This window comes from Vibrio lamellibrachiae, from assembly GCF_050337265.1.
Classification (GTDB): domain Bacteria; phylum Pseudomonadota; class Gammaproteobacteria; order Enterobacterales; family Vibrionaceae; genus Vibrio; species Vibrio kyushuensis.
The window spans coordinates 37,071-59,419 of sequence record NZ_JAKJSU010000009.1 but is presented as its reverse complement, the minus strand read 5'-3'; the positions used below and the strand labels follow the sequence as shown (position 1 = coordinate 59,419).

The 22,349-nt window shown below is 42.4% G+C and carries 22 protein-coding genes; 18 read left to right on the top strand and 4 right to left on the bottom strand.

The features are described from left to right. Window positions 1-272 precede the first annotated feature (272 nt). The 13 genes from L4C54_RS15355 (at window position 273) to L4C54_RS15295 (ending at window position 13,048) form a co-directional block, all read left to right on the top strand. Window positions 273-989, top strand: coding sequence for an IclR family transcriptional regulator (locus tag L4C54_RS15355; RefSeq protein WP_428808862.1), 717 nt, complete (start codon window positions 273-275; stop codon window positions 987-989). Window positions 990-1,137: 148 nt separating this feature from the next. Next, window positions 1,138-2,097: a Bug family tripartite tricarboxylate transporter substrate binding protein gene (locus L4C54_RS15350; RefSeq protein WP_428808861.1), complete on the top strand. Its 960-nt coding sequence runs from the start codon at window positions 1,138-1,140 to the stop codon at window positions 2,095-2,097. Between the two features lie 60 nt (window positions 2,098-2,157). Continuing rightward, window positions 2,158-2,604, top strand: a complete 447-nt coding sequence (locus L4C54_RS15345; RefSeq protein ID WP_428808860.1) for a tripartite tricarboxylate transporter TctB family protein — start codon at window positions 2,158-2,160, stop codon at window positions 2,602-2,604. 3 nt (window positions 2,605-2,607) lie between these two features. Continuing rightward, window positions 2,608-4,122, top strand: coding sequence for a tripartite tricarboxylate transporter permease (locus L4C54_RS15340; protein WP_428809053.1), 1,515 nt, complete (start codon window positions 2,608-2,610; stop codon window positions 4,120-4,122). Next, window positions 4,122-5,267, top strand: coding sequence for a mandelate racemase/muconate lactonizing enzyme family protein (locus tag L4C54_RS15335; RefSeq protein ID WP_428808859.1), 1,146 nt, complete (start codon window positions 4,122-4,124; stop codon window positions 5,265-5,267). The genes L4C54_RS15340 and L4C54_RS15335 overlap by 1 nt, the downstream gene beginning before the upstream one ends. 18 nt (window positions 5,268-5,285) lie before the next feature. Then, a complete protein-coding gene (locus L4C54_RS15330) occupies window positions 5,286-6,200 on the top strand; it encodes a 2-dehydro-3-deoxygalactonokinase (protein ID WP_428808858.1) in 915 nt (304 codons plus the stop codon). Further along, the gene (locus tag L4C54_RS15325) at window positions 6,184-6,828 is read left to right on the top strand and encodes a 2-dehydro-3-deoxy-6-phosphogalactonate aldolase (protein ID WP_428808857.1); all 645 of its coding nucleotides are present in this window, start codon (window positions 6,184-6,186) and stop codon (window positions 6,826-6,828) included. Before L4C54_RS15330 ends, L4C54_RS15325 begins: the two co-directional genes overlap by 17 nt. 2 nt (window positions 6,829-6,830) lie before the next feature. Next, a complete protein-coding gene (locus L4C54_RS15320; RefSeq protein WP_428808856.1) occupies window positions 6,831-7,565 on the top strand; it encodes an SDR family NAD(P)-dependent oxidoreductase in 735 nt (244 codons plus the stop codon). A gap of 303 nt (window positions 7,566-7,868) precedes the next feature. Beyond that, a complete protein-coding gene (locus tag L4C54_RS15315; protein WP_428808855.1) occupies window positions 7,869-8,363 on the top strand; it encodes a hypothetical protein in 495 nt (164 codons plus the stop codon). A gap of 168 nt (window positions 8,364-8,531) precedes the next feature. Further along, entirely contained in the window at window positions 8,532-10,331 is a 1,800-nt protein-coding gene (gene secD, locus L4C54_RS15310; protein ID WP_428808854.1) for a protein translocase subunit SecD, read from the top strand. A 2-nt stretch (window positions 10,332-10,333) separates the two neighbouring features. Further along, on the top strand, window positions 10,334-11,236 hold the full coding sequence (secF, locus tag L4C54_RS15305) for a protein translocase subunit SecF (RefSeq protein ID WP_428808853.1): 903 nt from the start codon (window positions 10,334-10,336) through the stop codon (window positions 11,234-11,236). Continuing rightward, on the top strand, window positions 11,233-12,324 hold the full coding sequence (locus L4C54_RS15300) for a calcium:cation antiporter (RefSeq protein ID WP_428808852.1): 1,092 nt from the start codon (window positions 11,233-11,235) through the stop codon (window positions 12,322-12,324). The genes secF and L4C54_RS15300 overlap by 4 nt, the downstream gene beginning before the upstream one ends. Window positions 12,325-12,397: 73 nt before the next feature. After that, the gene (locus L4C54_RS15295; RefSeq protein ID WP_428808851.1) at window positions 12,398-13,048 is read left to right on the top strand and encodes a DedA family protein; all 651 of its coding nucleotides are present in this window, start codon (window positions 12,398-12,400) and stop codon (window positions 13,046-13,048) included. A gap of 59 nt (window positions 13,049-13,107) precedes the next feature. Here L4C54_RS15295 and L4C54_RS15290 read toward each other — a convergent pair whose 3' ends face one another. The 4 genes from L4C54_RS15290 to L4C54_RS15275 form a co-directional block, all read right to left on the bottom strand. Then, on the bottom strand, window positions 13,108-13,986 hold the full coding sequence (locus L4C54_RS15290; protein ID WP_428808850.1) for a putative adhesin: 879 nt from the start codon (window positions 13,984-13,986) through the stop codon (window positions 13,108-13,110). A gap of 147 nt (window positions 13,987-14,133) precedes the next feature. Then, on the bottom strand, window positions 14,134-14,967 hold the full coding sequence (locus tag L4C54_RS15285) for a LysR family transcriptional regulator (RefSeq protein ID WP_428808849.1): 834 nt from the start codon (window positions 14,965-14,967) through the stop codon (window positions 14,134-14,136). Window positions 14,968-15,125: 158 nt separating this feature from the next. Then, on the bottom strand, window positions 15,126-15,404 hold the full coding sequence (locus L4C54_RS15280; protein ID WP_428808848.1) for a hypothetical protein: 279 nt from the start codon (window positions 15,402-15,404) through the stop codon (window positions 15,126-15,128). Between the two features lie 31 nt (window positions 15,405-15,435). Then, entirely contained in the window at window positions 15,436-17,364 is a 1,929-nt protein-coding gene (locus L4C54_RS15275) for an alkyl sulfatase dimerization domain-containing protein (RefSeq protein ID WP_428808847.1), read from the bottom strand. 254 nt (window positions 17,365-17,618) lie between these two features. On the opposite strand from L4C54_RS15275, the gene L4C54_RS15270 reads away from it, so the two are divergent. From L4C54_RS15270 to rbsB, 5 genes are all read left to right on the top strand, one after another. Further along, window positions 17,619-18,011, top strand: a complete 393-nt coding sequence (locus L4C54_RS15270) for a ribosome recycling factor family protein (protein ID WP_428808846.1) — start codon at window positions 17,619-17,621, stop codon at window positions 18,009-18,011. 258 nt (window positions 18,012-18,269) lie between these two features. Next, window positions 18,270-18,689 (top strand): D-ribose pyranase, encoded by a 420-nt coding sequence (gene rbsD, locus L4C54_RS15265; RefSeq protein ID WP_428808845.1) that lies wholly within the window; start codon window positions 18,270-18,272, stop codon window positions 18,687-18,689. 59 nt (window positions 18,690-18,748) lie between these two features. Beyond that, window positions 18,749-20,254 (top strand): ribose ABC transporter ATP-binding protein RbsA, encoded by a 1,506-nt coding sequence (rbsA, locus tag L4C54_RS15260; protein WP_428808844.1) that lies wholly within the window; start codon window positions 18,749-18,751, stop codon window positions 20,252-20,254. A gap of 32 nt (window positions 20,255-20,286) precedes the next feature. Continuing rightward, the gene (gene rbsC, locus L4C54_RS15255) at window positions 20,287-21,255 is read left to right on the top strand and encodes a ribose ABC transporter permease (protein ID WP_428809052.1); all 969 of its coding nucleotides are present in this window, start codon (window positions 20,287-20,289) and stop codon (window positions 21,253-21,255) included. 176 nt (window positions 21,256-21,431) lie between these two features. Then, on the top strand, window positions 21,432-22,310 hold the full coding sequence (rbsB, locus tag L4C54_RS15250) for a ribose ABC transporter substrate-binding protein RbsB (RefSeq protein WP_428803530.1): 879 nt from the start codon (window positions 21,432-21,434) through the stop codon (window positions 22,308-22,310). Window positions 22,311-22,349 lie beyond the last annotated feature (39 nt).

Here is a 22,349-nt window from a genome sequence, read left to right as displayed (position 1 = left end):
AGCACTAATAAATCCCTATCACTTTAACGTTAGATACAAGCTATTCAGCTTGACCCATTAGCAACGCTGCTTTTAGCCTTTGTCATGCTCAAATGATCCTACAATACAGCTCAATTGCATGTGCCTTCTTATTGACAATGTTGAATGTAACTCATTGATTTCCACTATGTGGAAATCTAATCTCACAAAGTGGAATCGAGGTGGTGATCACAATTACAACATCTGTAAAACACTATATTAGCTTTACTGACAATTTGATTAGAAGAATAGTGATGAGCCAGAACCAGTCTGTCGTCAAAGCGATTAGTATTATTGATGCGGTTGCAATGGGAGATCGAAATCTAAAAGCAATTTCTGAAAGAGTGGATATACCGACGACTACCGTTCATAGAATGCTACAAACACTGATCTCTCAGCATCTCATTCGTGATGTAAAAGGTATTGGTTTTACGTTAGGTACGAAGCTCATCACTTTGGGCAACATAGCAACACAGTCAATGCCGTTGAAGCATATAGCAAGACCGTTTCTAGAAGAATTGAAAAACCTAACGAATGATACGGTTCATTTAGGTATTAAAGATGAAGACCAGATATTTTATCTAGACAAAATTCCTGGAAATAGAACCATTCAGTTACGCTCTAAAGTAGGCGATCGACTTCCAATCGCAGTAACGGGAATTGGTAAATCATTAATGATAGATATGCCTAAAACGGAATGCCATCGATTAATTAAAGAACAGGTACCAAATAAAATGGAAGAGATGATAAGTCGAATGGATTCTTATTCTCGTGGCGGTTATAGCTTCGATTTAGAAGACAACGAAGATTTCGTTCGCTGTGTTGCAGTACCTATTAGAAATAAGACCGGAAATATTATTGCGGCTATCTCAGTGACGAGCATTAAAGATTATATGGATGACAAGAGAATGAATGAACTTATCCCTATTATTCAAAGCTACAGTGACCGAATTTCAGAACAAATAAATTAATAATTAATTAATACTATTCGTGTTAATTACATAATGGGCCGTTTAATTAGTTTCAATGATATTTGATATCATAAACTAATTAAGCACCTCAATATAAATATCTCATGAAGCCAAAGAAGCTTCTCCCTACCATAATAAGGTTATGATAATGAATAAACTCTTTAAAAATGTATTGATGTCTGCTGTTATCGCGAGCGCATCAATTGCTACTACTGTAGGCGCTACTTCAACGTATCCTGATTCACCGGTAAAAGTAATCGTTCCATATTCTGCTGGTGGAGGTTCAGATAGTGTAAGCCGTGCTCTTGTAGAAGCGCTTAAAGATAAGTTTCCAGAAGGTATCGCTGCGGAAAACCGCACAGGTGGCGCTGGCGCTATTGGTATGTCTTATGCTCAAAATAGTAAACCTGATGGCCGTACGATCGGTATGGTTGCGCCTGAACTTGTGATGCTTCCGCACCAAGGTTATGGGTCTAACCTTGACTATGCGAAGTTAACTCCTCTTGCAATTGTAAACTCTGGCTACGCAGCAATCACGGTACCTGCTGATTCGCCGTATGAAACGCTAGAAGACCTTATCAAAGACTCGAAGGATAACAATCTACTGTTTGGGAATTCTGGTGCAGGTAGTATTTGGCACCTTGCTGGTGCAGGCTTAGAAGTAAAAGCTGAGACACAGTTTACACATATCCCTTATCAAGGCTCTTCTGCAGCAATCACAGCTTTATTAGGTAAGCACTTAGACGCGGTTTCAGTATCTTACGCTGAAGTTGCATCGCAAGTAGAAGCAGGCGCATTACGTACACTCGCTGTTCTGGCACCTAATCGTTTAAAAGACGCACCTAATGTTCCTACTGCACAAGAACTGGGTTACGACGTAGAGATCGGCACGTGGCGTGGTTTCATGGTTCCTAAAGGTACACCACAATCAACGGTTGATTTCCTAACGGATGCAATTTTAGAAGCTGTTGAAACAGACACGTTCAAAACATTTATGGCAAACACAAACAATGATATCGAAATCATTAAATCTGACGAATTTGCGAAAAAATTAGAGCGTGAAGATATTTTCTTCAAAGAGCTTATTACTAAACTAGAGCTTAACTAAGCAATACCTGTGAAGCTTATTCTTTAACGAATAAGCTTCACAAATGTAGGGGCGATAATTATGCGTAAAGCTCATTTAATTTCAGCTGTAATTTTTATTTTTTTCTCTCTTGTGGCTTTATATCTATCGAACGAATTGCCAGATTCTCGTAGAGGTGTTCCTGGCCCAGCAGTATGGCCCATGATTATTTCTTGTGCCGTATTAATATCAGGTTGTATTTTCTTTATTAAAACGTTTAGAAAAACAGATAGCGAAGCATTAGAACTTATTAATAGCGATAATATAAGAGTGTATATAACAATGGGTGTTCTCGTTGGTTATTTGATTCTTATGAATGTGATTGGCTTTGTAGTGACATCATTAGTGTTAATGTTTGGACTATTTACTTGGTTTAGTGATATTCCAGTAATGAAACGAATGTTATTTTCAATCGCCATTGTTGGCATGGTGTATGGCGTATTTAATTACGCACTTAATGTCCCATTCCGGTTTGGAATCTTGTTTTAAGGAATATATAACGTGTTAATTGAAGCATTAGACTTGGTGTTACAGCCAAATGTCATTTTATATCTTCTAGTGGGTGTAGCAGGTGGCATGTGTATTGGTTGCTTACCGGGATTAACAACCACGATGGGTGTCGCACTAGTACTGCCGTTAACGTTTGGAATGGACGCTGTTCCAAGTATTCTTTTGCTGATTGGTGTGTACGTTGGTGCGGTTTATGGTGGTTCATTATCGGCAATACTGCTGAATACCCCAGGAACACCAGCGTCAGCGGCGACCGCTCTTGATGGCTATAAAATGGCATCACGGGGCGAAGCTGGACGAGCGCTTGGGATTTCCACGATCAGTTCGTTCATTGGTGGGTTAATTAGCTGTATTTTCCTAATTTTGATCGCACCAGTATTAGCTGACTTTGCTCTTAAGTTCAGCGCGCCAGAGTTTTTTATGCTGGCTGTATTTGGCCTGTGCATTATTTCATCAATATCGGGTAAGTCCATATTCTTGGGATTGATCAGTGGTTTCATCGGTATGTTCATCGCCACGATCGGTCTTGATGATATTACGGGAAATATGCGTTTTACGTTTGACAATATTAACTTGTATTCAGGCATCAATTTCATACCCGTAATGATTGGGCTGTTTGCAATGTCTCAGGCGTTTATTGGCGTCGAACAAATTAGTGTTAAAAGTAAAGCGACAGGAAAAATTAAACGTGTGATTCCAAAAGGATCAGATTGGAAGGTCATTTTTAAAAATGGTGTTCCGTTTGGTAGCTTGGGTGCGTTTATCGGAACCATTCCTGGTGTTGGTGCTGACATTGCTTCATTCATTGCCTATGGACAAGCAAAGAGTATTTCTAAAAAACCTGAAGAATTTGGAAAAGGATCACCAGAAGGTGTTTCAGCTCCGGAAGCGGCAAACAATGGCGTAACAGGGGGAGCGTTAATCCCGATGCTATGTCTAGGGGTACCTGGTGATGCAGTTGCGGCAATTATGATTGGTTCTTTAACGGTTCAAGGTATTCAGCCTGGCCCGTTACTATTCCAAAACGATGCATCAACGGTCTACGCCATCTTTATTGGTTTATTGATCGCTAACGTGTTCATGCTAATTCTAGGTTTGAGCTCAGTTCGAATTTTCACAAAGGTTCTGTCTGTCCCTAAACCGGTGTTAGTACCCACCATAATGCTACTGTGTTTTGTGGGTAGTTACGCCTTAAACAACAATATGTTTGATGTTGCTGTGATGCTGTTTTTCGGTGTAGTGGGGTACTTTTTCCAAAAACTCGATATATCCGCTTCTCCTCTCATTTTAGGTTTGATCTTAGGCCCAATGGCCGAAAGTAACTTCAGACGAGCTCTGCTGATGTCTCGAGGCGACTACTCAACATTCTTATCTACCGGAATCTGTTGGGCTTTCTTTACTCTTATTATCATTTCACTGCTATTCCCAATAATCAAAAACAGAATGTTGAAGAAGCAGAATAACAACGTAAATACACATGGCTTTGAGAGAAATTAATGAAAATTATAGACGTAATTCCACACGCAATTTCAGTTCCATTAGACGATCCATTTTATTTTTCTCAAGGATGGGCTAAAAATCGAAGTGCGGTTATTGTTGAAATTATCACAGACGAAGGTGTGGTTGGCTTCGGTGAATCACTTTGTCATGGGCTTCAAAGCCCAATGATCGCCGCTTCAATCATTGAACATAGCTATAAGCCTTTGTTGATTGGGCGCGACCCTTTTGATGTCGAATGCTTGTGGGAAGAAATGTATAACCTTTGTCGACCATTTGGACAAAGTGGTGCAACGGTCAATGCCGTGAGCGGTGTCGATATTGCACTTTGGGATATTATCGGTAAGTCCCTTAATAAACCGATTCATAAGCTACTAGGCGGCGCATTTAGAAGCGAAGTGACGCCTTACGCAACGGGATTCTATCGTGTTGCAGATGGTAATTACCCACAAGATTCACAAGAAGAAGCAAAGCAGCATATTAAGAATGGCTTTAAAGCATTTAAATTAAAAATTGGCTTTGGAATCGAAGAAGATATCGAGCTGATTAAAGCCGTACGTGAAACAGCAGGTGACGACATAAAAATCATGGCTGACGCCAATGGTGCTTATAACGTAGCTCAGGCGCGTAAGCTTATTAATGAAACTGAAAAGTACAATTTACACTTCCTTGAAGAGTTGTTGGCTCCTGAAGATATCGACGGTTACAGCGAAATAAAATCAAACTCACCAACGGCTATTGCGGCAGGCGAACAAGTGTTTGGCAAGATGGGCTATCGCCCTTGGTTTGAAAAGCGTTCGCTAGACATCATCCAGCCTGATTTATGTTCAAGCGGTGGTTTTACCGAATGTAAAAAAATCGCGGCGATGGCACAAGCGAGCCACACAACACTGATCCCTCATGTGTGGGGCTCAGGTATCGGTATTGCTGCGTCACTACAATTTATCGCGTCCATTCCGTGTAACCCATTATCTCTGAATCCGACTGAGCCCATGCTTGAGTTTGATCAGTCGTCTCACCCGTTTAGAAAGGATCTCATTTGCGATGGTATTCATTACGCAGATGGAAAGGTAACAATCCCAACGAAACCAGGTATTGGTGTGGATGTCGATATAGACATCATCAAGCAATACAAAATTAATTGATTAGTGAGTTCTAACAATATGTTATCTAAAAATGATATTGAGTTTCTTATTGTAGATTGGGGCACGACTAACTTTCGAGCGTTTGCAATTAATCATGAAAATAAAGTTCATGCGCATATCGAATTACCAATGGGCTTGAAACAAGTCACCGACAATGAATTTGCAAGTGCTCTAGAGCAAGAGCTGAAAGCTTGGATTTCAGATTATCAAGAACTGCCCATTTATATGGCGGGGATGGTGGGCAGCGCTAACGGATGGGTAAATGTGCCCTATGTCAGCACCCCTACGAGTGTAAGCAAACTGGCGGATAAAACGTACCGGTTTACCCTGCCTTGGGGCGCAATGGCCTATATTGTTCCCGGCATTAGCCATCAGACCGGCCATGGTGAATTTGACGTTATGCGAGGGGAGGAAGTTCAAGTCTTCGGCCTTATTAACAAGCTAAACAGTGGCTCCTTTACCGCGGTTTTGCCCGGTACTCATAGCAAACACGTTATCGTTCAAAATGATGAACTTGTGCTGTTTGATTCCTTTATGACGGGGGAACTGTTCTCGGTGATCAGAGAGCACACCATCATTGGTCGAGATCTTCCAGAACAAAAACAATCGCATACTGCATTCGTTAAAGGCGTGTTGTCTGGACAAAATGGCGGCGCGACGAGTCAAATTTTTAAAGCAAGAACTGGAAAAATATTCACTCAAATAGAAGAAACAGAAGTGGATGATTTTCTGTCGGGAATACTCATTGGAAGCGAATTGAAAGAGCTTGCCAGTGAATCAACCTACTTGGTAGGGAATGGAAAACTATGTAACCGCTATCAAATAGCGTGTGAAACCACACATAAAGTGAGTGAGTTCTTTAACGGCGATGAGTGCTTTATTGATGGCATGCTACTAATAAAACAGGAAATTGGAAATGACACAGCGATTTAATCCAAAAACAGATGTTCCTCTTATTGCTATTTTACGAGGTATAGAACCTAAAGACGCGCTTCGTGTCGGTCACATCCTGATTGATAGCGGCTTTAAAGCCATTGAAGTGCCATTAAATTCACCTGATGCGTTAAAAAGCATTGAGCTAATGGTGAAAGAGTTTGGCAACCAGTATTTGATTGGAGCAGGGACAGTAACGACGCCTGAACTTGCCATGCAAGTCATCGCGACGGGAGCCAAGCTTATTGTTACACCAAACTACAACGAAGAAGTTATTAAATTGGGTATCGAAGCGGATTGTCAGGTCTATCCTGGTGTGGTTACTCCAACGGAGGCATTTAATGCGTTAGAGGCCGGAGCGAGTGGCATTAAGCTATTCCCCGTCACAGTGCTTGGTACCAGTGGGGTCAAAGCGTTAAAGTCTGTTTTACCCAAAGAGACACTCTGTTTTGCTGTTGGTGGTATTAACCCTGAGGTTAATAGCATGAAACCATACCTAGATATTGGCGTTGATGGCTTTGGACTAGGAGCTTCCCTGTATTCGCCAGACCTTTCAGATGACGAAATCAGACAAAACGCTCAGATGTTTATCAAATCTTATAACGAAGCAAACTCAAAAGAAGGGTAATTATGGCTACTTATTTAATCACGGGTGCAAGCACAGGAATTGGTGCAGAAACAGCGAAGCTACTTGCTGAAAACAATGATTTAATTCTTACTTATTGCCACTCTTCTGATGAGGCTTTCACTTTACAATCGGTTTTATTGCAAGAGTATCAAGCTAACAGTGTTCACTTTATCAAGGCGAATTTAAGCACGGAAGAGGGGTGTATTGAACTCTTTGAACAAGTGACAGGCATGACGGATAAACTTGATGCCTTGATCAATAATGCAGGTGGCATGGTCACTAGAGAAAGTATTGATAACTTTAGTTGGCAAACGATGGAGTCAATTTTTAACTTGAACACGTTTAGCCTATTTAAAGTGACCTCTCTGGCTCTTCCGTTATTAAAGAGATCGGATGCCCCTAGTATCGTCAATTTAACCTCGATAGCATCAAGACTCGGTGGCCCTAGTACAACGTTATACGCAGCGGCTAAAGGAGCGGTAGATACCTTTACAAGAGGCGCAGCTAAAGAGCTTGCACCAGAGGTCAGGGTTAATTCTGTCTCACCTGGAATCATTGAGACTCCGTTCCATGAAAAGATGAGCACCAAACAGCAGGTTTTAGAGTGGCGTGAGAATAACCCATTAAAACGAAACGGGACTGCTTACGATGTTGCTTCTGCAATCAAGTTTTGTATAGAGAACACGTTTGTAAACGGTGAGTCTATTGATGTGAATGGAGGACTTCACACACGATAATCAGGAGTATTGCGATTTCATTAAATCACTAGAGCTAGAGTTAGAACCTCTAGCTCATTCGAGTCTTAAGATGAGTTACTGAGGTATTTTGATGTGTCACATGCACGTAGAGGCTGGTGTCACAATGCTTCTCGTTCTTTTTGGTTACCAATTTGTTCGTTTTATTATTTATATTCCCGCTGATTTACCGTGGCTAATCATAACCATTAAGGTTTGTTTACATTTCCATTCAATCTTGTTGTGTTCATTTTTCTCTGTCTTGATATGATAACCATGTATTAGATTCATACAGGTTATTAATTTTTGCTCAAACGTAGTTATCAACTATTCATTATGTTCTATCTATCACTATGCGCACAGCTAGTGACTGCGGGAGTGTACACTGAAGATAAAAACGTTAATCTGAATTTTAACGATAGCCAAGTGACGGCTAATGAGCTGCATAATGCTCAAAGTCGAGACTTCTTCTCCGAGCGCCTTACTTCTGAGCCTTTAACGATTGAGGTTGAAGATTCCCAAGATGACGGTTTTACGCTTTTTGATACCGACATCCCGCATTTTTTATCTGCGACACGTCGTATTGTCAGTGACGACAATTGTGTAGGGCATGATATAAAGCCAGAATACTTCCTTTTAGTTGCTTTTTTGCCTCCGGCTCTTTTAGATATCGCTAAGGCAAGCACCGTCATTCCTAAACCATCTTTTCACTGGACCAGTCGTGTAACTTCGAGTTCACGCTTATCTGGTTGGAAAGAGAGTAATCTTATTTACTCTCAGCAACATTCCCGACTCTCATAACTCTTTTTCTCTAAATTTTTAGGTAACGAGTACATATTATTCGATGTGCTTTCGCCTATTTCGTTATTGTTTTATCTCTGTATATCCCATGCTTTAGTTTGCTCATTTAGCTTTTAATGGCCTTATACATTGCTAAAACTCTATCAATAAATCTATTGAGAGATAGAGTTGTATATGAAAAAAACAAGTAATCCCCAAATTATTAATCGCTATTCTGGTTGGAAATATGTCGTTTTAGCCGTCAGCATAATCGTGATGACCCTCAGTGCTCTACCGTCATGGTATGGCGAAAACGCAGCGCTTCATGTAAGCAGCAGAAACCTGCAAGATTTTGATGCCACCGTAATTGCCAACAAGCTGAATAATGCTGATATCGACATTCTAAATATCGATCAACAGGGCGATCGCATGATCGTTGTTCTAAAAAATAAAGAGCAGCAGAGTCGAGCTAGAGATCAGGTCAACAACCTTGTAGGAGAGGATGCTACCGTTGCGCTAGCTATGGAGCCAGCAGCACCATCTTGGATGACAGAGCTAGGATTTGAACCTATTCAATTAGGGTTAGATCTTCGTGGTGGTGTTCAGTTTCTTCTTGAAGTTGATATGGAGCCCGTCTATCAAGCTCATCGACAAACCTTAATCGATGATGTTCGAGCTGAAGTTCGTTCTAGTCGCGGTCGCCAGCACAATGACCAAGTTGTCTTAACATTACGCAGTGACCAAGATGTACAAACGGTGCGACAGCTCATTAATAGTAGCTACCCTAGTTGGAGTATTAACCGCTCAGAAAGAACAATAACGGTAACTCAATCCAACGATGAAAGGGCGACGCTTCGCAATTTAACGGTGCAGCAAAACTTACAAATCATGCGTAGCCGAATTGAACAACTTGGTATTACCGAAGCATTAGTCCAGCGGCAAGGTGAAAACCGAATTCGTATTGAGCTTCCCGGCGTGCAAGACCCCGCAGCAGCGAAGGATGTTATTGGAGCAACAGCCTCATTAGCCTTCCACTCTGTACCCAATACCCCAACTTCAAACGTTTTACGACTGTTAGATAATGATGGCAATCAGGTGTTAGTTGGCCGCCGTGCCATCTTAGGTGGTGAACATATTATTGACGCTCGTGCAGGCGTTGGCGAGATGGGAGCCGCTGAAGTTAATATCTCACTGGATTCCGCTGGCGGTAGGAAAATGTCTCAATTCTCACGTGCCAATATAGGCAACCCAATGGCGACGGTGTACAGCGAATACAGCCGAAACGCGAGCGGACAAAGCCAGCAAGTTAGCAATGTTATAAGCGTAGCGACCATTCAATCTCAGCTTGGAAATCGATTTAGGATTACAGGCGCAGGGAACATGCAAGATGCACAAGAGCTTGCTTTGTTGCTTCGAGCTGGCTCGTTGACTGCACCTGTCACTATCATTGAAGAACGTACTATTGGTCCGACATTAGGGGCGGAAAACGTAAAAAATGGGTTTTCAGCGCTTGCTTTGGGACTAGGTTTAACACTGACGTTTATTGCGCTTTGGTATCGTAAATTAGGTTGGGTGGCGAATACTGCTCTAGTCACAAACCTAGTTATTCTAGTGGGGCTCATTGCGCTACTTCCTGGGGCAGTGTTGACTCTCCCCGGTATTGCGGGGCTTGTATTAACGGTCGGTATGGCGGTTGATACCAATGTTCTTATTTTCGAACGAATTAAAGACAAAATGAGAGAGGGACGCAATTTTGCTCAATCCATTGATCGAGGATTTGATTCTGCGTTTGCCTCTATTCTAGATGCGAACTTAACCACAATGATTGTTGCCCTTGCTCTTTATTCGATAGGTAATGGACCGATTCAAGGTTTTGCTCTCACATTAGGCTTAGGACTACTGACCAGTATGTTCACCGGAATTTTCGCTTCTAGAGCGTTGATTAATTTAATTTGGGGACGCGATAAGCGTCGCAATGTAAGGGTATAGCCATGAACCATTCTCATACATTACTTACGCGTATTCGAGTTTACATGTCAGCAATTTCAATATTGTTGTTCAGTATTTCTGTTCTATTTATTGGGTTTAAAGGTTTTAACTGGGGATTAGATTTTACCGGCGGAGTTGTTGCCGAGGTTGTTGTAGATAAAGAACTATCAGCATCAACGATCAATGAGCATTTAAATGAAGCGCTAGATCAAGATGTTCAGTTAGTGAGCGCAGGTGAAGAGGGTCGATGGAGTGTTCGTTACACTCAGATTGAAGAGAACACAGCGCCAATTCAAACCGTTTTTGGTTCTATTAGTGATAGCGTTCAAGTACTAAATAGCAGTGTTGTTGGCCCTCAAGTAGGACAAGATATGGTTGAGCAGGGTGGGCTGGCCATCATTGCTTGTTTCGTTCTGACCATGCTGTATTTAAGTTATCGATTTGAATGGCGCTTAGCGCTTGGTGCTCTGGCGGCCCTGATCTATGACGTTATTATCGTATTGGGCTTATTTGCTATGCTTCAGTTAGAGTTCAATTTAACTGTTCTAGCAGCCGTACTAGCGGTTTTAGGTTACTCATTAAATGACTCTATTATTATTGCGGATAGAGCAAGAGAGTTACTGAGAGGTAATCCAAACGGGCAGACAAGCCATCTTATAAATGATGCGGTGAAAGCAACCCTATCACGTACTTTAGTCACGTCTGGCACTACTTTTGTCACGGTCTCTTGCTTGTGGTTATTGGGCGGAGCTTCATTAGAAGGATTTGCAATAGCGCTTTGTATCGGCATTGTAAGTGGTACTTGGTCGTCCATTTCAATTGGCGTGACCTTACCTCAACTCTTAAAGCTTAGTCCGTCACATTATCAGCCCAAAGTACCAACTGAAGAGGATGAGCGTCCATGAGTACATTTTTTAAAAATGAATTTGTGTTGTTTTTAGGTTTAATCACCGTCGTTGTTTTTAAGCTCGGTGGAAATGACATATTGGCGTCGGATATCGGCTCACCGCTTGGGATTCTAGCAACCATTGCGATTTTTATTGTAGTGATGAGCGCTATATTCTCGGTGGTTAGGCATTCAGATGCGTTGGCTATAAAGCTTGGTGATCCTTATGGCACGTTGATTCTTACTTTAGCGGTGATCTCGTTAGAAGTCGTAATGATCTCCTCTGTCATGATCACAGGGGAGTCCAATCCAGTACTGGCCAGAGATACGATGTTTGCAGTCGTGATGACGGTGTTTAACGGCTTGGTTGGTATAACGTTACTCATTGGCGGTATGAAGTACCACACGCAAAAATACAATGTTGATGGCCTGCAGTCCTATTTGGTAGCGATCATTCCGCTGTCATTGTTGTGTTTGGTGTTACCGAGTTTCACTAGTTCAAATGATGTGGGGGCGATGTCAGCTTCATTAACTTGGACGCTAGTGTTGGCATCGATTGGTCTGTATTCAGTCTTTTTGTTTATTCAAACCAAAAGTCATACTCACTTTTTCATGGATGAAGATCACCACGATGAACATGAATTTCATGGTCCGTTAGGCAGTAACCTGTATCACTCATTAATGTTGATCGGCTATTTACTCGTGGTCATATTGCTAGCGAAAAGCCTCGCAATTCCTATCAACAGTACTATCTCTATGTGGGGCGCACCGCCAGCGTTAGGAGGCTTAATTGTTGCTTGTTTAATTCTTGCACCAGAAGCAGTAGGTGCAGCAAAAGCCGCGTTAAACAATCAGTTACAGCGAGCGATGAACCTCTTTTTTGGTTCTGTTTTAGCGACCATCGCACTGACGGTTCCTGCGGTTCTGATGATCTCTCATATGATCAATGAACCTGTTCATCTAGGGCTAGAGCCACCAGAGATGATATTGCTGGGTATGACACTGTTAATGGCGGGCGTTAGCTTTAATCGAGGTAGCACGAATTCATTAAATGGTGCGACACATCTCATTCTATTCATTGCCTACGTCATCTTGATGTTTGATTAATTTGATTACCTGATCCATGTACGGAGGAGAAATCCTCTGTGCAGACCATTTTTCTAATAAGGATCCATTTACAATGCAAGAAATGTTAGTCGCCATTTGGCATCAAGATTTTGATACGCTTCAACAAATCAGTACGTTGAAATGGTTTTTACTCGTATTGGCTTTGATTCTATTTATTGAGTCGGGTTTTGTATTTTTGCCATTTCCCGGTGATAGCTTAGTGCTGTTTGTTGGTGGGATGATTGGTTTAAGTGTGTTTGGTTTTTACCCTGCATTAGCTCTATTATGCCTAGCAGCGTCGCTTGGAAGTATGTGTGCTTACCTTCAAGGCCGATTTTTGCACAAGACCAAGTTTGTTGGGTTTCTAGAGCGTATATTACCCGAAGATTCATTACCCAAAGCGAAGTCATTGCTTGACGATTATGGCTTTTTATCGCTGTTTATTTCTCGATTCATTCCCTTTGTACGCGTATTGACTCCTATGTTGATGGGCGTGTCTAAGCTGAGTGCGTGGCGTACATTAGTGATCAGTATATCCAGCTCAATGATCTGGTGTTTGGTGTTATTAGTGATAGGCAAAATGGTGATGGTCAACCCATTGATGAGTGAGTATCAGGCGTTGCTTACCAAGAGTACGTTAGCCATGAGTTTGATACTGATGATCATTGCGGTCGTTGGGATCATTTATAGGGTGATAAAGTCGCGACAAGAAAGCGTGAGCTGAATATGTTTGATGTAGCATGGCTAGAGAGCATTACTAACCATGCTAGTTCGAAGTGATGATTAAATCGCAAGACCACTTTTAAGCAGCATATTCTTGATTGCTTTGATATTCATTGGCTTATCAATACATGCATTGTTTAATTGCGCTTTGGGTTTCGGTTTGGGCAAGGCGTTAGGCTTGGATTTTTTCTTAGTAAAATTGACCTCGAAGTTAGTGTCTAGCTGCTTCTTTTTTAACCTTATCACGTCTGCTGTCGTCATAAAGCCGCCATCACTTTCTGCAAAGTTTAAGATTGGTTCGACTTTATGAACTCGATTAAGTGAGAGTGCTTGGCAACACACCCAGTGGATTTCTATGTGGTCGAAATTCTTAATAAATGTACGGAAAACATCATCTAATTCGCTAAAAATATCACTCAGTGTTCTATGGCTGTGACCTGTAGGGCAACTAATCAGTGCGGAGGCATCTCTATCATTGTTCTTATCTCGATAGAGAATAATGGTGTCGCCTTTATTGATGTGCCCTGGCTTGTACTCTTCCGCAACTAAATCTTGAGAATCAGGCGCTTTTCTTGTTGTTACATTGGCAAATTCTGCAGGCTCATTCTTTGGGCGAATCGATTTATAATAAAGTGGTGTAGGCTCTGCCGCACTCGCAGAGTTTTTCTTTTTTCGATACCACTCGAACGCATTTAAATCTGCTTTTCTTTCAGCTGGCGTTATTGGTGACCACGTATAGTTAGGTACCAAGGCGTATTCAGGGCGAATAACCTCAGGTGGTTTTTTCCAATCTCCAGCCAAAATATACCTTGCATCACACGAGAGTAATGTCTTACCAAAACCGATAGGCCTAACAAAAGTACAGTTTTTAGGTACTTTTACGTAGCCATCGTTGGGCTGCCAAGCGCCATGGCCGTTTATATAAAGTCGTAGAGTCAATGTTCATCCTTAATCATTGTTTATACGAGTGTTATCGATTACTTACTGATTATTTAGTAGTGAAAGCGTAGCGCCAGATTAATCATTTTGATAATAAAACTGGCAAACTTTGCGAGTGAAAGATGGGTAATGAGAGGTGAAGCGGATCTAAATAGGCTTTTTTAACTGTGCCATGATTTTTTCACGCATCATTGTATGCTGATTATCATGAAGGTTTCGTTTGTGATAGATCATACTAAAAGGCGTCATGTTTAATGCCATTGGCGGAGTCAGCAGCTGTAAGCCCAGCTTTTTAGCGAGGATACTCGATGCTCGTTCCGTGGTGATCGCCAGCCCGTCAGAGTTAGAGGCCATAATCAGTTGGCTCATTGGTGAACTAGCAGAGTATAAAACTTGTCTCGGCTGAGGGTTGTCTGCCAATAAAGTGAAGATATCGACGCCCAGTCTTTTTGCGATGACCGTTACGTGCTTTTCTTGGTAGTACTGCTGTTCAGTAATACTTCCCTGAATTCTAGGATGATCGCTTGCAGCAACGATCACTACTCGATCATCAATGGGTTCAGAAATAAACGCGGGATCGTTGATAGGGCAGAGATCAATGGCTAACTCTGCTTTTTGACTTCTGAGATCATCAAAAATTTGAGTTTGAGATACCGGGCACTCGATTAACTGTATATCAGGGATATCAAGTAGCGTGTACACGTAGTGTTCTTGAGAATAGATAGTGAATGTTTCGGGCTGATAAAATGCATCGTCTATAGAATCAAAAGGCTCGCTTAAGCGATGAGCTAATTGTGTTGCGTAACTGGTTGGCTGAACGCCTCTACCTTGGCGGACAAAGAGCGCCTTATCTAACTGCTGCTCTAAGCGCTTAATAGACTGTGAAATAGCCGGTTGTGATACATCAAGCTCAGCCGCCGCTTTGGTGTAGCTACAGGTTCGGAACACGACTAAGAAAGGTTTGATTAAGTTGTAATCCATTGTTGCCCAATAAATAGAGACCGTAATTAGATACTACACGTAATTGATTCAATTACTCAATTGGATGATAAACGGTTTGCTAGCCACGCTGAAGACAAAGCCAGTAACTGTGTTACTGGCTTTATTCATAAGGCGTTAATGTACTGAAGCTCGATACACTACTTTAAACGCTTAGGCATTGGATGACAGGTTTCAAGTGTTCCGTGGTAATGACAGAACTCACCTGATTCATTAATCCAGGAAGCGCTGTAATCGGTTATTGAAGCTAGCTTCAAATCATCAAATGAGTAATTGTACACATTCATCTCTGGCGCTGAGTTCAAAGCTAGAAGGAAAGCATCCGCGTTAACTTCTGGGATATGAATGATACCGTCAGCATCACAAGCTAGAGCCGTCATTGACATACTTACTAATAAAACCATAAGAAAACGTTTCATACTCTCCTCCTAGGGTGAGACCTTGAATAAGTTAGCGAGTGACTAGAATAGGCTCGTTAGTTGGCTTGTCGAGAGAGCCGAAGAACGTTGGTACCGTCGCTGCATCACCATCAACCGTAATCAAACCTGCTTGAGCAGATTCTACGAAATCAACTTGACCAAGAAGAACTCCAATGAACAGTTCACGAGAGATATTCACCGTTGCTTTAGCATCACCAGAGAAGTCTTCATGGAACTGAGCAACACCGCGACGCACTTCTAGAGCATGCTGTGTCTCACCAAAGTTGAACGCAATCGTGTAGTGATCGCTTGCCGTACGTTCAGCACTCAGGTTGAAGCGCATCGCACCAACAAGCTGGCCTTCACTGTAGGTTTCGAATAGGTCAGGAGCAGACATTGGGAACTTCAATGAGCGATCAATGGTGCCATCAAGCTCAACAGCTGCAGTCAGGTACCAGTTACGCCAGTTATTATTTGTTTCAGCATAAGCAAGCTCACGCATCATTTCTGCTTTGAAGTCTCGAGGGCCCATATCTTCTGTGTCTACGCGGATAGCATGAGTCGCTAGTTCAGCTGCCCACTGGTAATCACCAGACTTCGCTGCATCCATTGCGAATTCCATCATATTATCAACGCCGCCGACCATCTCTACATAACGTATAGACGCTTCTGAAGAGTGGATAGGGTTAAGCGTTGTTGGGTCACCATCAAACCAACCAAGCTCACCTGTAAATACTTGTTTAGCAGCGTGTCGGATTGAGCCATAGAAGTCACCAAGGAACGGGTGTCCTTCTAAGTGAGCAGGTAGCGTGATATCGCGAATGAGATCTTCACCGGTAGAGCCGTTGTTGATTGCCTTGATAGATTGGTCGTAGGTGAATTGAATCGCATCACGGTAAGCCGTTAGGGTATCTTCTACGTGTGCAGCACCGTTAATCGGGCGGTTGTGAGCACCTAGGTAGATATCAGCGTCAAAGCCGCGTAGAACGTCGATACCAGGGTACCAGTTTTGTGGGTCACGGTAGCGAGTACCACGGATGGTGTGCAGGTTAGGGAAAGACTCACCTTGCACCACTTCAGCACCCCATAAAATGTTCTCTTCTGGGAAATAAGCAACAATCTCATCCGCTGATTCTGAAGGGATGTGAGCGACGTGCATTTTCACACCAGAGATTTCAATATCGAGTGTACCCCAGTGACCTTCCACTTCTGTGTTTGGGCGGATAAGAGTAAGCTCTTTAACCAAGAAGTCAGGCCCTAAACCACCATTAATACGACCTGTCTCTTCTGCTTGAATAAGAGTACCAAGAGAGTAGTCAACACGGAAACCGATGGCTGGACCAAGGCCGCCCATGGTGTTGTTGATGACGTTCTTCATGAAAGTATCATGAACGATGATCTTCACATCATCTGAGATGTTATCTAAACCGCGTACACCACCGAAGTGATCCATATGCCAGTGTGAGTAAACAATGCCCGTTACTGGCTTATCAATACCAGTCTCTGCGCGGAAGACTGCGATAGCATCACGCATTTTGTCGGCTGACTCCATTGGATCAAGAACGATAATGCCGTCGTCACCTTCGACAATAACTGGTGTCGTTAGACCGTAGCCCCACAGTTGGTACATGTTGTCACCAATGGTGTAGATACCTTTTTCAAATTTCTCTGAGTGAGCATTAAGATCTGGGTGAATAAAGTTCGAGCCTAGTGCGACTACTGCATCGTTACCGCCCGTCGCTTTGAAAGAGATACGACCATCGTTTTCACCGTGCCAAAAGTGGTCTGCTTTACTGTCTTCACCTAGATAGTAAGAGTGAGAAAGATGAGGGATGGTAATTTCAGCGTTAGCGAAACGATCGACTTGGCTGTTATCAAGTGCAGATGTAGACGTTGATGCAAAAGCAATAGGAGCCAGTAGTGTAGAAGCAATGACCGTACTAATAAGTGATACTTTCATAATGACCTCAGTCAGTAATAATGTAGATAAGAGCTAAATCCTTCAAACTATTTATATGCGCTAATTCCATTAACGCGATGAGGTCATTATTCGTATCTTTGTATGCTTAATAAACAGGGTGGAGCTTTCATCTTTTATAAGCACTGCTTATGTTTTAGATGTGTGCCGATGGAGTAAAAAAACAAAAAGGTGTTTGAATTAGTCAGAGCTGATACTGTGATAGTCAGACAATCCCAGTATTTATTAATACCTCAATGACCGAAAAAACAGTTCGTATACCATTACCTTCTCTAATTCATCGAATAGGAGGAGAGAACGTTAAATACGCAAAAAGCATCGCCTTAAAATTCGAATGTGAATTAAAGCGGGTTCGTCGATCCCGAAATTGGAGTGTGACTGGTCTACCGTCTTCGCTGGAACGGTTTTGTCAGATGCTAAAGAACAATGATAGTGAGTCTTTTCTATACCTAACTAAGAAGGTGGAAGAGACATTGCCGAATTTAATCGTGGTAGAAGAAACATTAGAGGCGAAATTACTCAGGTTAATTACGGAAAGTCCGAACGTCACTTTGTCTGAGTTAATGCAACAAACCAATTGCTCCATATCACAAGCAAGACGAGCAAGATTTTCGGCTGACATACTCTAATTGCATCAATACTGATAGATTCATCAGTGACAGTTGTCACTATTTTTCATTTCATTCCGCCAGATTCAAAGATCAAAATCACACATTGATTTTCTTGCCTATGCAAATTTAAATCAGTTAACTATTATTCATCGAAACGTATCGATGGTAATTTTTGTTTCGATATCGATACGTTTCGATGAGAGGCTTGAACAAGAAAAATTGATTCAAGTTATCACTCATTTTAATTTTGATGTTACCGACTGTTAAGGTCCAATAATGAAAAAAAGTACGCTCATAAACGCCGATCTTTCTTACCTAGTCGCGACACTAGGTCATACGGATGAAATTACGATATGCGATGCAGGTTTACCTATTCCCGATGAAGTAACGCGAATTGATTTGGCTTTGACTCATGGCGTACCAAGCTTTCTAGAAACGGTCAGCGTGCTTTTATCTGAATCTCAAATTGAGGGCGTTGTTATTGCTGAAGAGTTTGTGACTGTGAGCCCTGAGCTTCACAGTAAATTACTACAAGAATTAAAAGCAGACGAAGAGCGTACAGGTAAGTCGATTAACATTGATTACGTGTCTCACGAAGAATTTAAAGTGCGCACCCATGATAGCCGAGCGGTTGTACGTACAGGCGAATGCACGCCCTATGCAAACGTGATCTTTCAAGCTGGCGTTACTTTTTAATACCTATGTTGTTGGGTATACGAATTTTAGCATTTCCGATTTTTAATTGAGGACATGATATGACTCAAGCAATTTTACAATTGAATGCGATGGAAAAAGCGTTTCCGGGTGTGAAAGCACTGGATAAAGCTAGCCTCAATGTTTATCCCGGCCGTGTTATGGCGCTAATGGGAGAAAACGGTGCAGGCAAATCAACCTTGATGAAAGTGTTGACCGGTATCTACTCATTAGATGCGGGTGATATTTACTACCAAGGAAAAGCCACAGCATTTAAAGGCCCGAGAGATTCACAGCAAGCGGGTATTAGCATTATTCACCAAGAGCTAAATCTCATTCCAGAGCTGACGATTGCTGAAAATATATTCCTTGGTCGTGAGTTCACAAGTCCATTAGGGCGTATTCAGTGGCAGAAGATGTATCAAGAGGCAGACAAGCTTCTTGCAAGACTCAATGTTAAACACAGCTCTAGCAAACTCCTTGGCGATTTGAGTCTTGGTGAACAGCAGATGGTTGAAATTGCCAAAGCGCTCTCATTTGAATCTAAAGTCATCATCATGGATGAGCCGACTGATGCTCTAACTGATACCGAAACGGAATCGCTATTTAAGGTGATTAATGAGCTTCGCGATCAAGGTTGTGGTGTTGTTTATATCTCTCACCGACTGAAAGAGATCTTTGAAATTTGTGATGACATTACCGTGTTGCGTGACGGTAAATTCATTGGCGAATGTACGGTTGCTGAAACCAATGAAGATGGTCTTATCGAGATGATGGTAGGACGCAAGCTTGAAGACCAATATCCGCGTGTTGATGTTCAACATGGTGATGTTTGTCTTGAGGTATCCGGTCTTACTGGATCCGGTGTTCATGATGTGAGTTTTACACTTCAGCGTGGCGAAATTCTGGGTGTTTCTGGGCTTATGGGCGCAGGGCGTACCGAGTTAATGAAAGTCATTTTTGGTGCACTACCGAGTGAGCGTGGCGTCATTAATCTCGATAACAAAACGATTAATCCAGTTAGCCCGCAAGATGCACTAGCCAATGGTATTGCTTACATCTCTGAAGACCGCAAAGGGGATGGCTTAGTGCTCGGATTGTCGGTGAAAGAAAACATGTCTCTTTGCGCCCTCGATAAGCTAACTAAAAGCGGTCGAATTCAACATAAAGACGAAGTGATTGCAGTCGAAGATTTTATTCGATTATTCAACATCAAAACCCCGACTTATGATCAAATTATTGGCAACCTTTCCGGTGGTAATCAACAGAAGGTTGCGATTGCTAAAGGGCTGATGACAAGGCCAAAAGTTCTCATTCTTGATGAGCCAACTCGCGGTGTTGATGTCGGTGCTAAAAAAGAAATTTACCAGCTGATTAACAAGTTTAAATCTGAAGGCATGAGCATCATTTTAGTCTCATCAGAAATGCCGGAAGTCTTGGGAATGAGTGACCGCATCATGGTGATGCACGAAGGACGTATCAGTGGCGAGTTTGATGTCAAAGATGCAGATCAGGAAAAACTACTCGCCTGTGCGGTAGGTAAAAAGATGAATGAGGAAGCAGCATGAGTGCTAATGCAACCAACAAGGCAGCAAACGCTATGACTAAAACAGCGCAAGACAATGGCAAGAAACTATTTACCAAAGAGTGGTTGATTGAACAAAAATCATTGATCGCATTACTGTTTCTAATCGTTGTTGTCTCTTTCTTAAATCCGAACTTCTTTACCGTAGATAACGTTCTTAACATTCTGCGCCAAACATCTGTTAATGCCATCATCGCGGTGGGTATGACGCTGGTCATCCTAACTGCTGGTATCGACTTAAGTGTTGGTTCAGTTTTAGCTTTATGTGGTGCGTTTGCAGCAACAATGATTGGAATGGAAATTCCCGTCATGATCGCTGTACCTACTTCACTTTTAGCCGGTGCGGCTTTAGGTGCGATTAGCGGAATTATTATCGCTAAAGGAAAGGTTCAGGCCTTTATCGCAACGCTTGTCACCATGACGTTACTGCGCGGCGTGACCATGGTTTATACCGATGGACGTCCGATCTCTACAGGCTTTACTGATACAGCCGATGTATTCGCTTGGTTTGGTACAGGCTACGCGTTGGGAATTCCAGTCCCAGTATGGTTGATGGTTTTTGTCTTTGCAGCGGTTTGGTACCTACTCAACCACACCCGTTTTGGCCGCTATATCTACGCAGTTGGCGGCAATGAATCAGCAGCGCGTCTTTCTGGTATCAATGTCGACAGAGTTAAAATCGGTGTTTACGCCATTTGCGGCATGCTAGCAGCCGTTGCGGGAATCATTATTACGTCCCGTCTTTCATCTGCGCAGCCTACTGCAGGTATGGGTTACGAGCTAGATGCCATTGCGGCCGTCGTGCTTGGTGGCACGAGCCTGATGGGCGGCAAAGGTCGCATTATGGGGACATTGATCGGTGCTTTGATCATTGGCTTCCTAAACAATGCACTGAACTTACTAGATGTTTCTTCTTACTACCAGATGATTGCAAAAGCAGTGGTGATTTTGCTGGCCGTACTGGTGGACAACAAAAACAAGTAACGACGTTACTTCTAAGCAATACGCAACAAACAATAAGCATTACACAACATTTACTAAATACGTATTCGGCTAAATGGTTTTAGTCAAAAATACGAAGAACGAGCCAAATACATTGGGACACCCCGTTCATTTGGAAACCAGTGAATTTGGCTCACCCTACACAAAGGACTATAACGATGAAAAAACTAGCTACTTTTATTTCTGCTGCATTACTTTCTTCAACCGTTTCAGTGTCTGCTCAGGCGCAGGATACGATGGCGATTGTACTATCGACTCTAAATAACCCGTTCTTCGTTACCATGAAAGATGGTGCGGAAGCGAAAGCTGAAGAGCTTGGTTATAACTTGATTGTTTTGGACTCTCAAAATGATCCAAGTAAAGAGCTATCAAATGTAGAAGACTTAACGGTTCGCGGTGTGAAAGCGATTCTTATTAACCCAACAGATTCTGATGCAGTATCGAATGCCATTCGTATCGCGAACCGCTCAAACATCCCAGTACTGACGCTTGACCGTGGTGCAAGCCGTGGCGATGTTGCAAGTCACATTGCGTCAGACAACGTGGTTGGTGGCGAAATGGCAGGCCACTTCATCATGGAAAAAGTCGGTGAAAAAGCAAAAGTAATCCAACTTGAAGGTATTGCAGGTACATCAGCAGCTCGCGAACGTGGTGAAGGCTTCATGAATGCGGTTAAAGGTAGCGATATGGAACTTATGGCTAGCCAACCTGCTGATTTTGACCGTACTAAAGGTCTGAATGTAATGGAAAACCTACTTGCAGCGAACCCTGATGTTCAAGCCGTATTTGCTCAAAATGATGAAATGGCATTAGGTGCGTTACGCGCAGTTCAAGCATCTGGAAAAGACATCATGATTGTTGGTTTTGATGGTACAGATGACGGCATTGCAGCGGTTAACCGCGGAATGTTGGCTGCAACAGTAGCACAGCAACCAGACCTAATTGGCGCACTTGGTATTGAAACGGCGGTAAAAGTCCTTAAGGGCGATGCTGTTGAAGAGTACATTCCAGTACCGCTTAAAGTTGTGACTAAATAAATTTCTTATTTACAGAGCGTCTCAACATAGGCGCTCGCC

What these genes read in the sequence shown, in the direction of transcription:
- L4C54_RS15355 (WP_428808862.1), top strand. Translation starts at nt 273, where the DNA reads ATGAGCCAGAACCAGTCTGTCGTCAAAGCGATTAGTATTATTGATGCG.
- L4C54_RS15350 (WP_428808861.1), top strand. Translation starts at nt 1,138, where the DNA reads ATGAATAAACTCTTTAAAAATGTATTGATGTCTGCTGTTATCGCGAGC.
- L4C54_RS15345 (WP_428808860.1), top strand. Translation starts at nt 2,158, where the DNA reads ATGCGTAAAGCTCATTTAATTTCAGCTGTAATTTTTATTTTTTTCTCT.
- L4C54_RS15335 (WP_428808859.1), top strand. Translation starts at nt 4,122, where the DNA reads ATGAAAATTATAGACGTAATTCCACACGCAATTTCAGTTCCATTAGAC.
- L4C54_RS15330 (WP_428808858.1), top strand. Translation starts at nt 5,286, where the DNA reads ATGTTATCTAAAAATGATATTGAGTTTCTTATTGTAGATTGGGGCACG.
- L4C54_RS15325 (WP_428808857.1), top strand. Translation starts at nt 6,184, where the DNA reads ATGACACAGCGATTTAATCCAAAAACAGATGTTCCTCTTATTGCTATT.
- L4C54_RS15320 (WP_428808856.1), top strand. Translation starts at nt 6,831, where the DNA reads ATGGCTACTTATTTAATCACGGGTGCAAGCACAGGAATTGGTGCAGAA.
- secF (WP_428808853.1), top strand. Translation starts at nt 10,334, where the DNA reads ATGAACCATTCTCATACATTACTTACGCGTATTCGAGTTTACATGTCA.
- L4C54_RS15300 (WP_428808852.1), top strand. Translation starts at nt 11,233, where the DNA reads ATGAGTACATTTTTTAAAAATGAATTTGTGTTGTTTTTAGGTTTAATC.
- L4C54_RS15295 (WP_428808851.1), top strand. Translation starts at nt 12,398, where the DNA reads ATGCAAGAAATGTTAGTCGCCATTTGGCATCAAGATTTTGATACGCTT.
- L4C54_RS15285 (WP_428808849.1), bottom strand. Translation starts at nt 14,967, where the DNA reads ATGGATTACAACTTAATCAAACCTTTCTTAGTCGTGTTCCGAACCTGT.
- L4C54_RS15280 (WP_428808848.1), bottom strand. Translation starts at nt 15,404, where the DNA reads ATGAAACGTTTTCTTATGGTTTTATTAGTAAGTATGTCAATGACGGCT.
- L4C54_RS15275 (WP_428808847.1), bottom strand. Translation starts at nt 17,364, where the DNA reads ATGAAAGTATCACTTATTAGTACGGTCATTGCTTCTACACTACTGGCT.
- L4C54_RS15270 (WP_428808846.1), top strand. Translation starts at nt 17,619, where the DNA reads ATGACCGAAAAAACAGTTCGTATACCATTACCTTCTCTAATTCATCGA.
- rbsD (WP_428808845.1), top strand. Translation starts at nt 18,270, where the DNA reads ATGAAAAAAAGTACGCTCATAAACGCCGATCTTTCTTACCTAGTCGCG.
- rbsA (WP_428808844.1), top strand. Translation starts at nt 18,749, where the DNA reads ATGACTCAAGCAATTTTACAATTGAATGCGATGGAAAAAGCGTTTCCG.
- rbsC (WP_428809052.1), top strand. Translation starts at nt 20,287, where the DNA reads ATGACTAAAACAGCGCAAGACAATGGCAAGAAACTATTTACCAAAGAG.
- rbsB (WP_428803530.1), top strand. Translation starts at nt 21,432, where the DNA reads ATGAAAAAACTAGCTACTTTTATTTCTGCTGCATTACTTTCTTCAACC.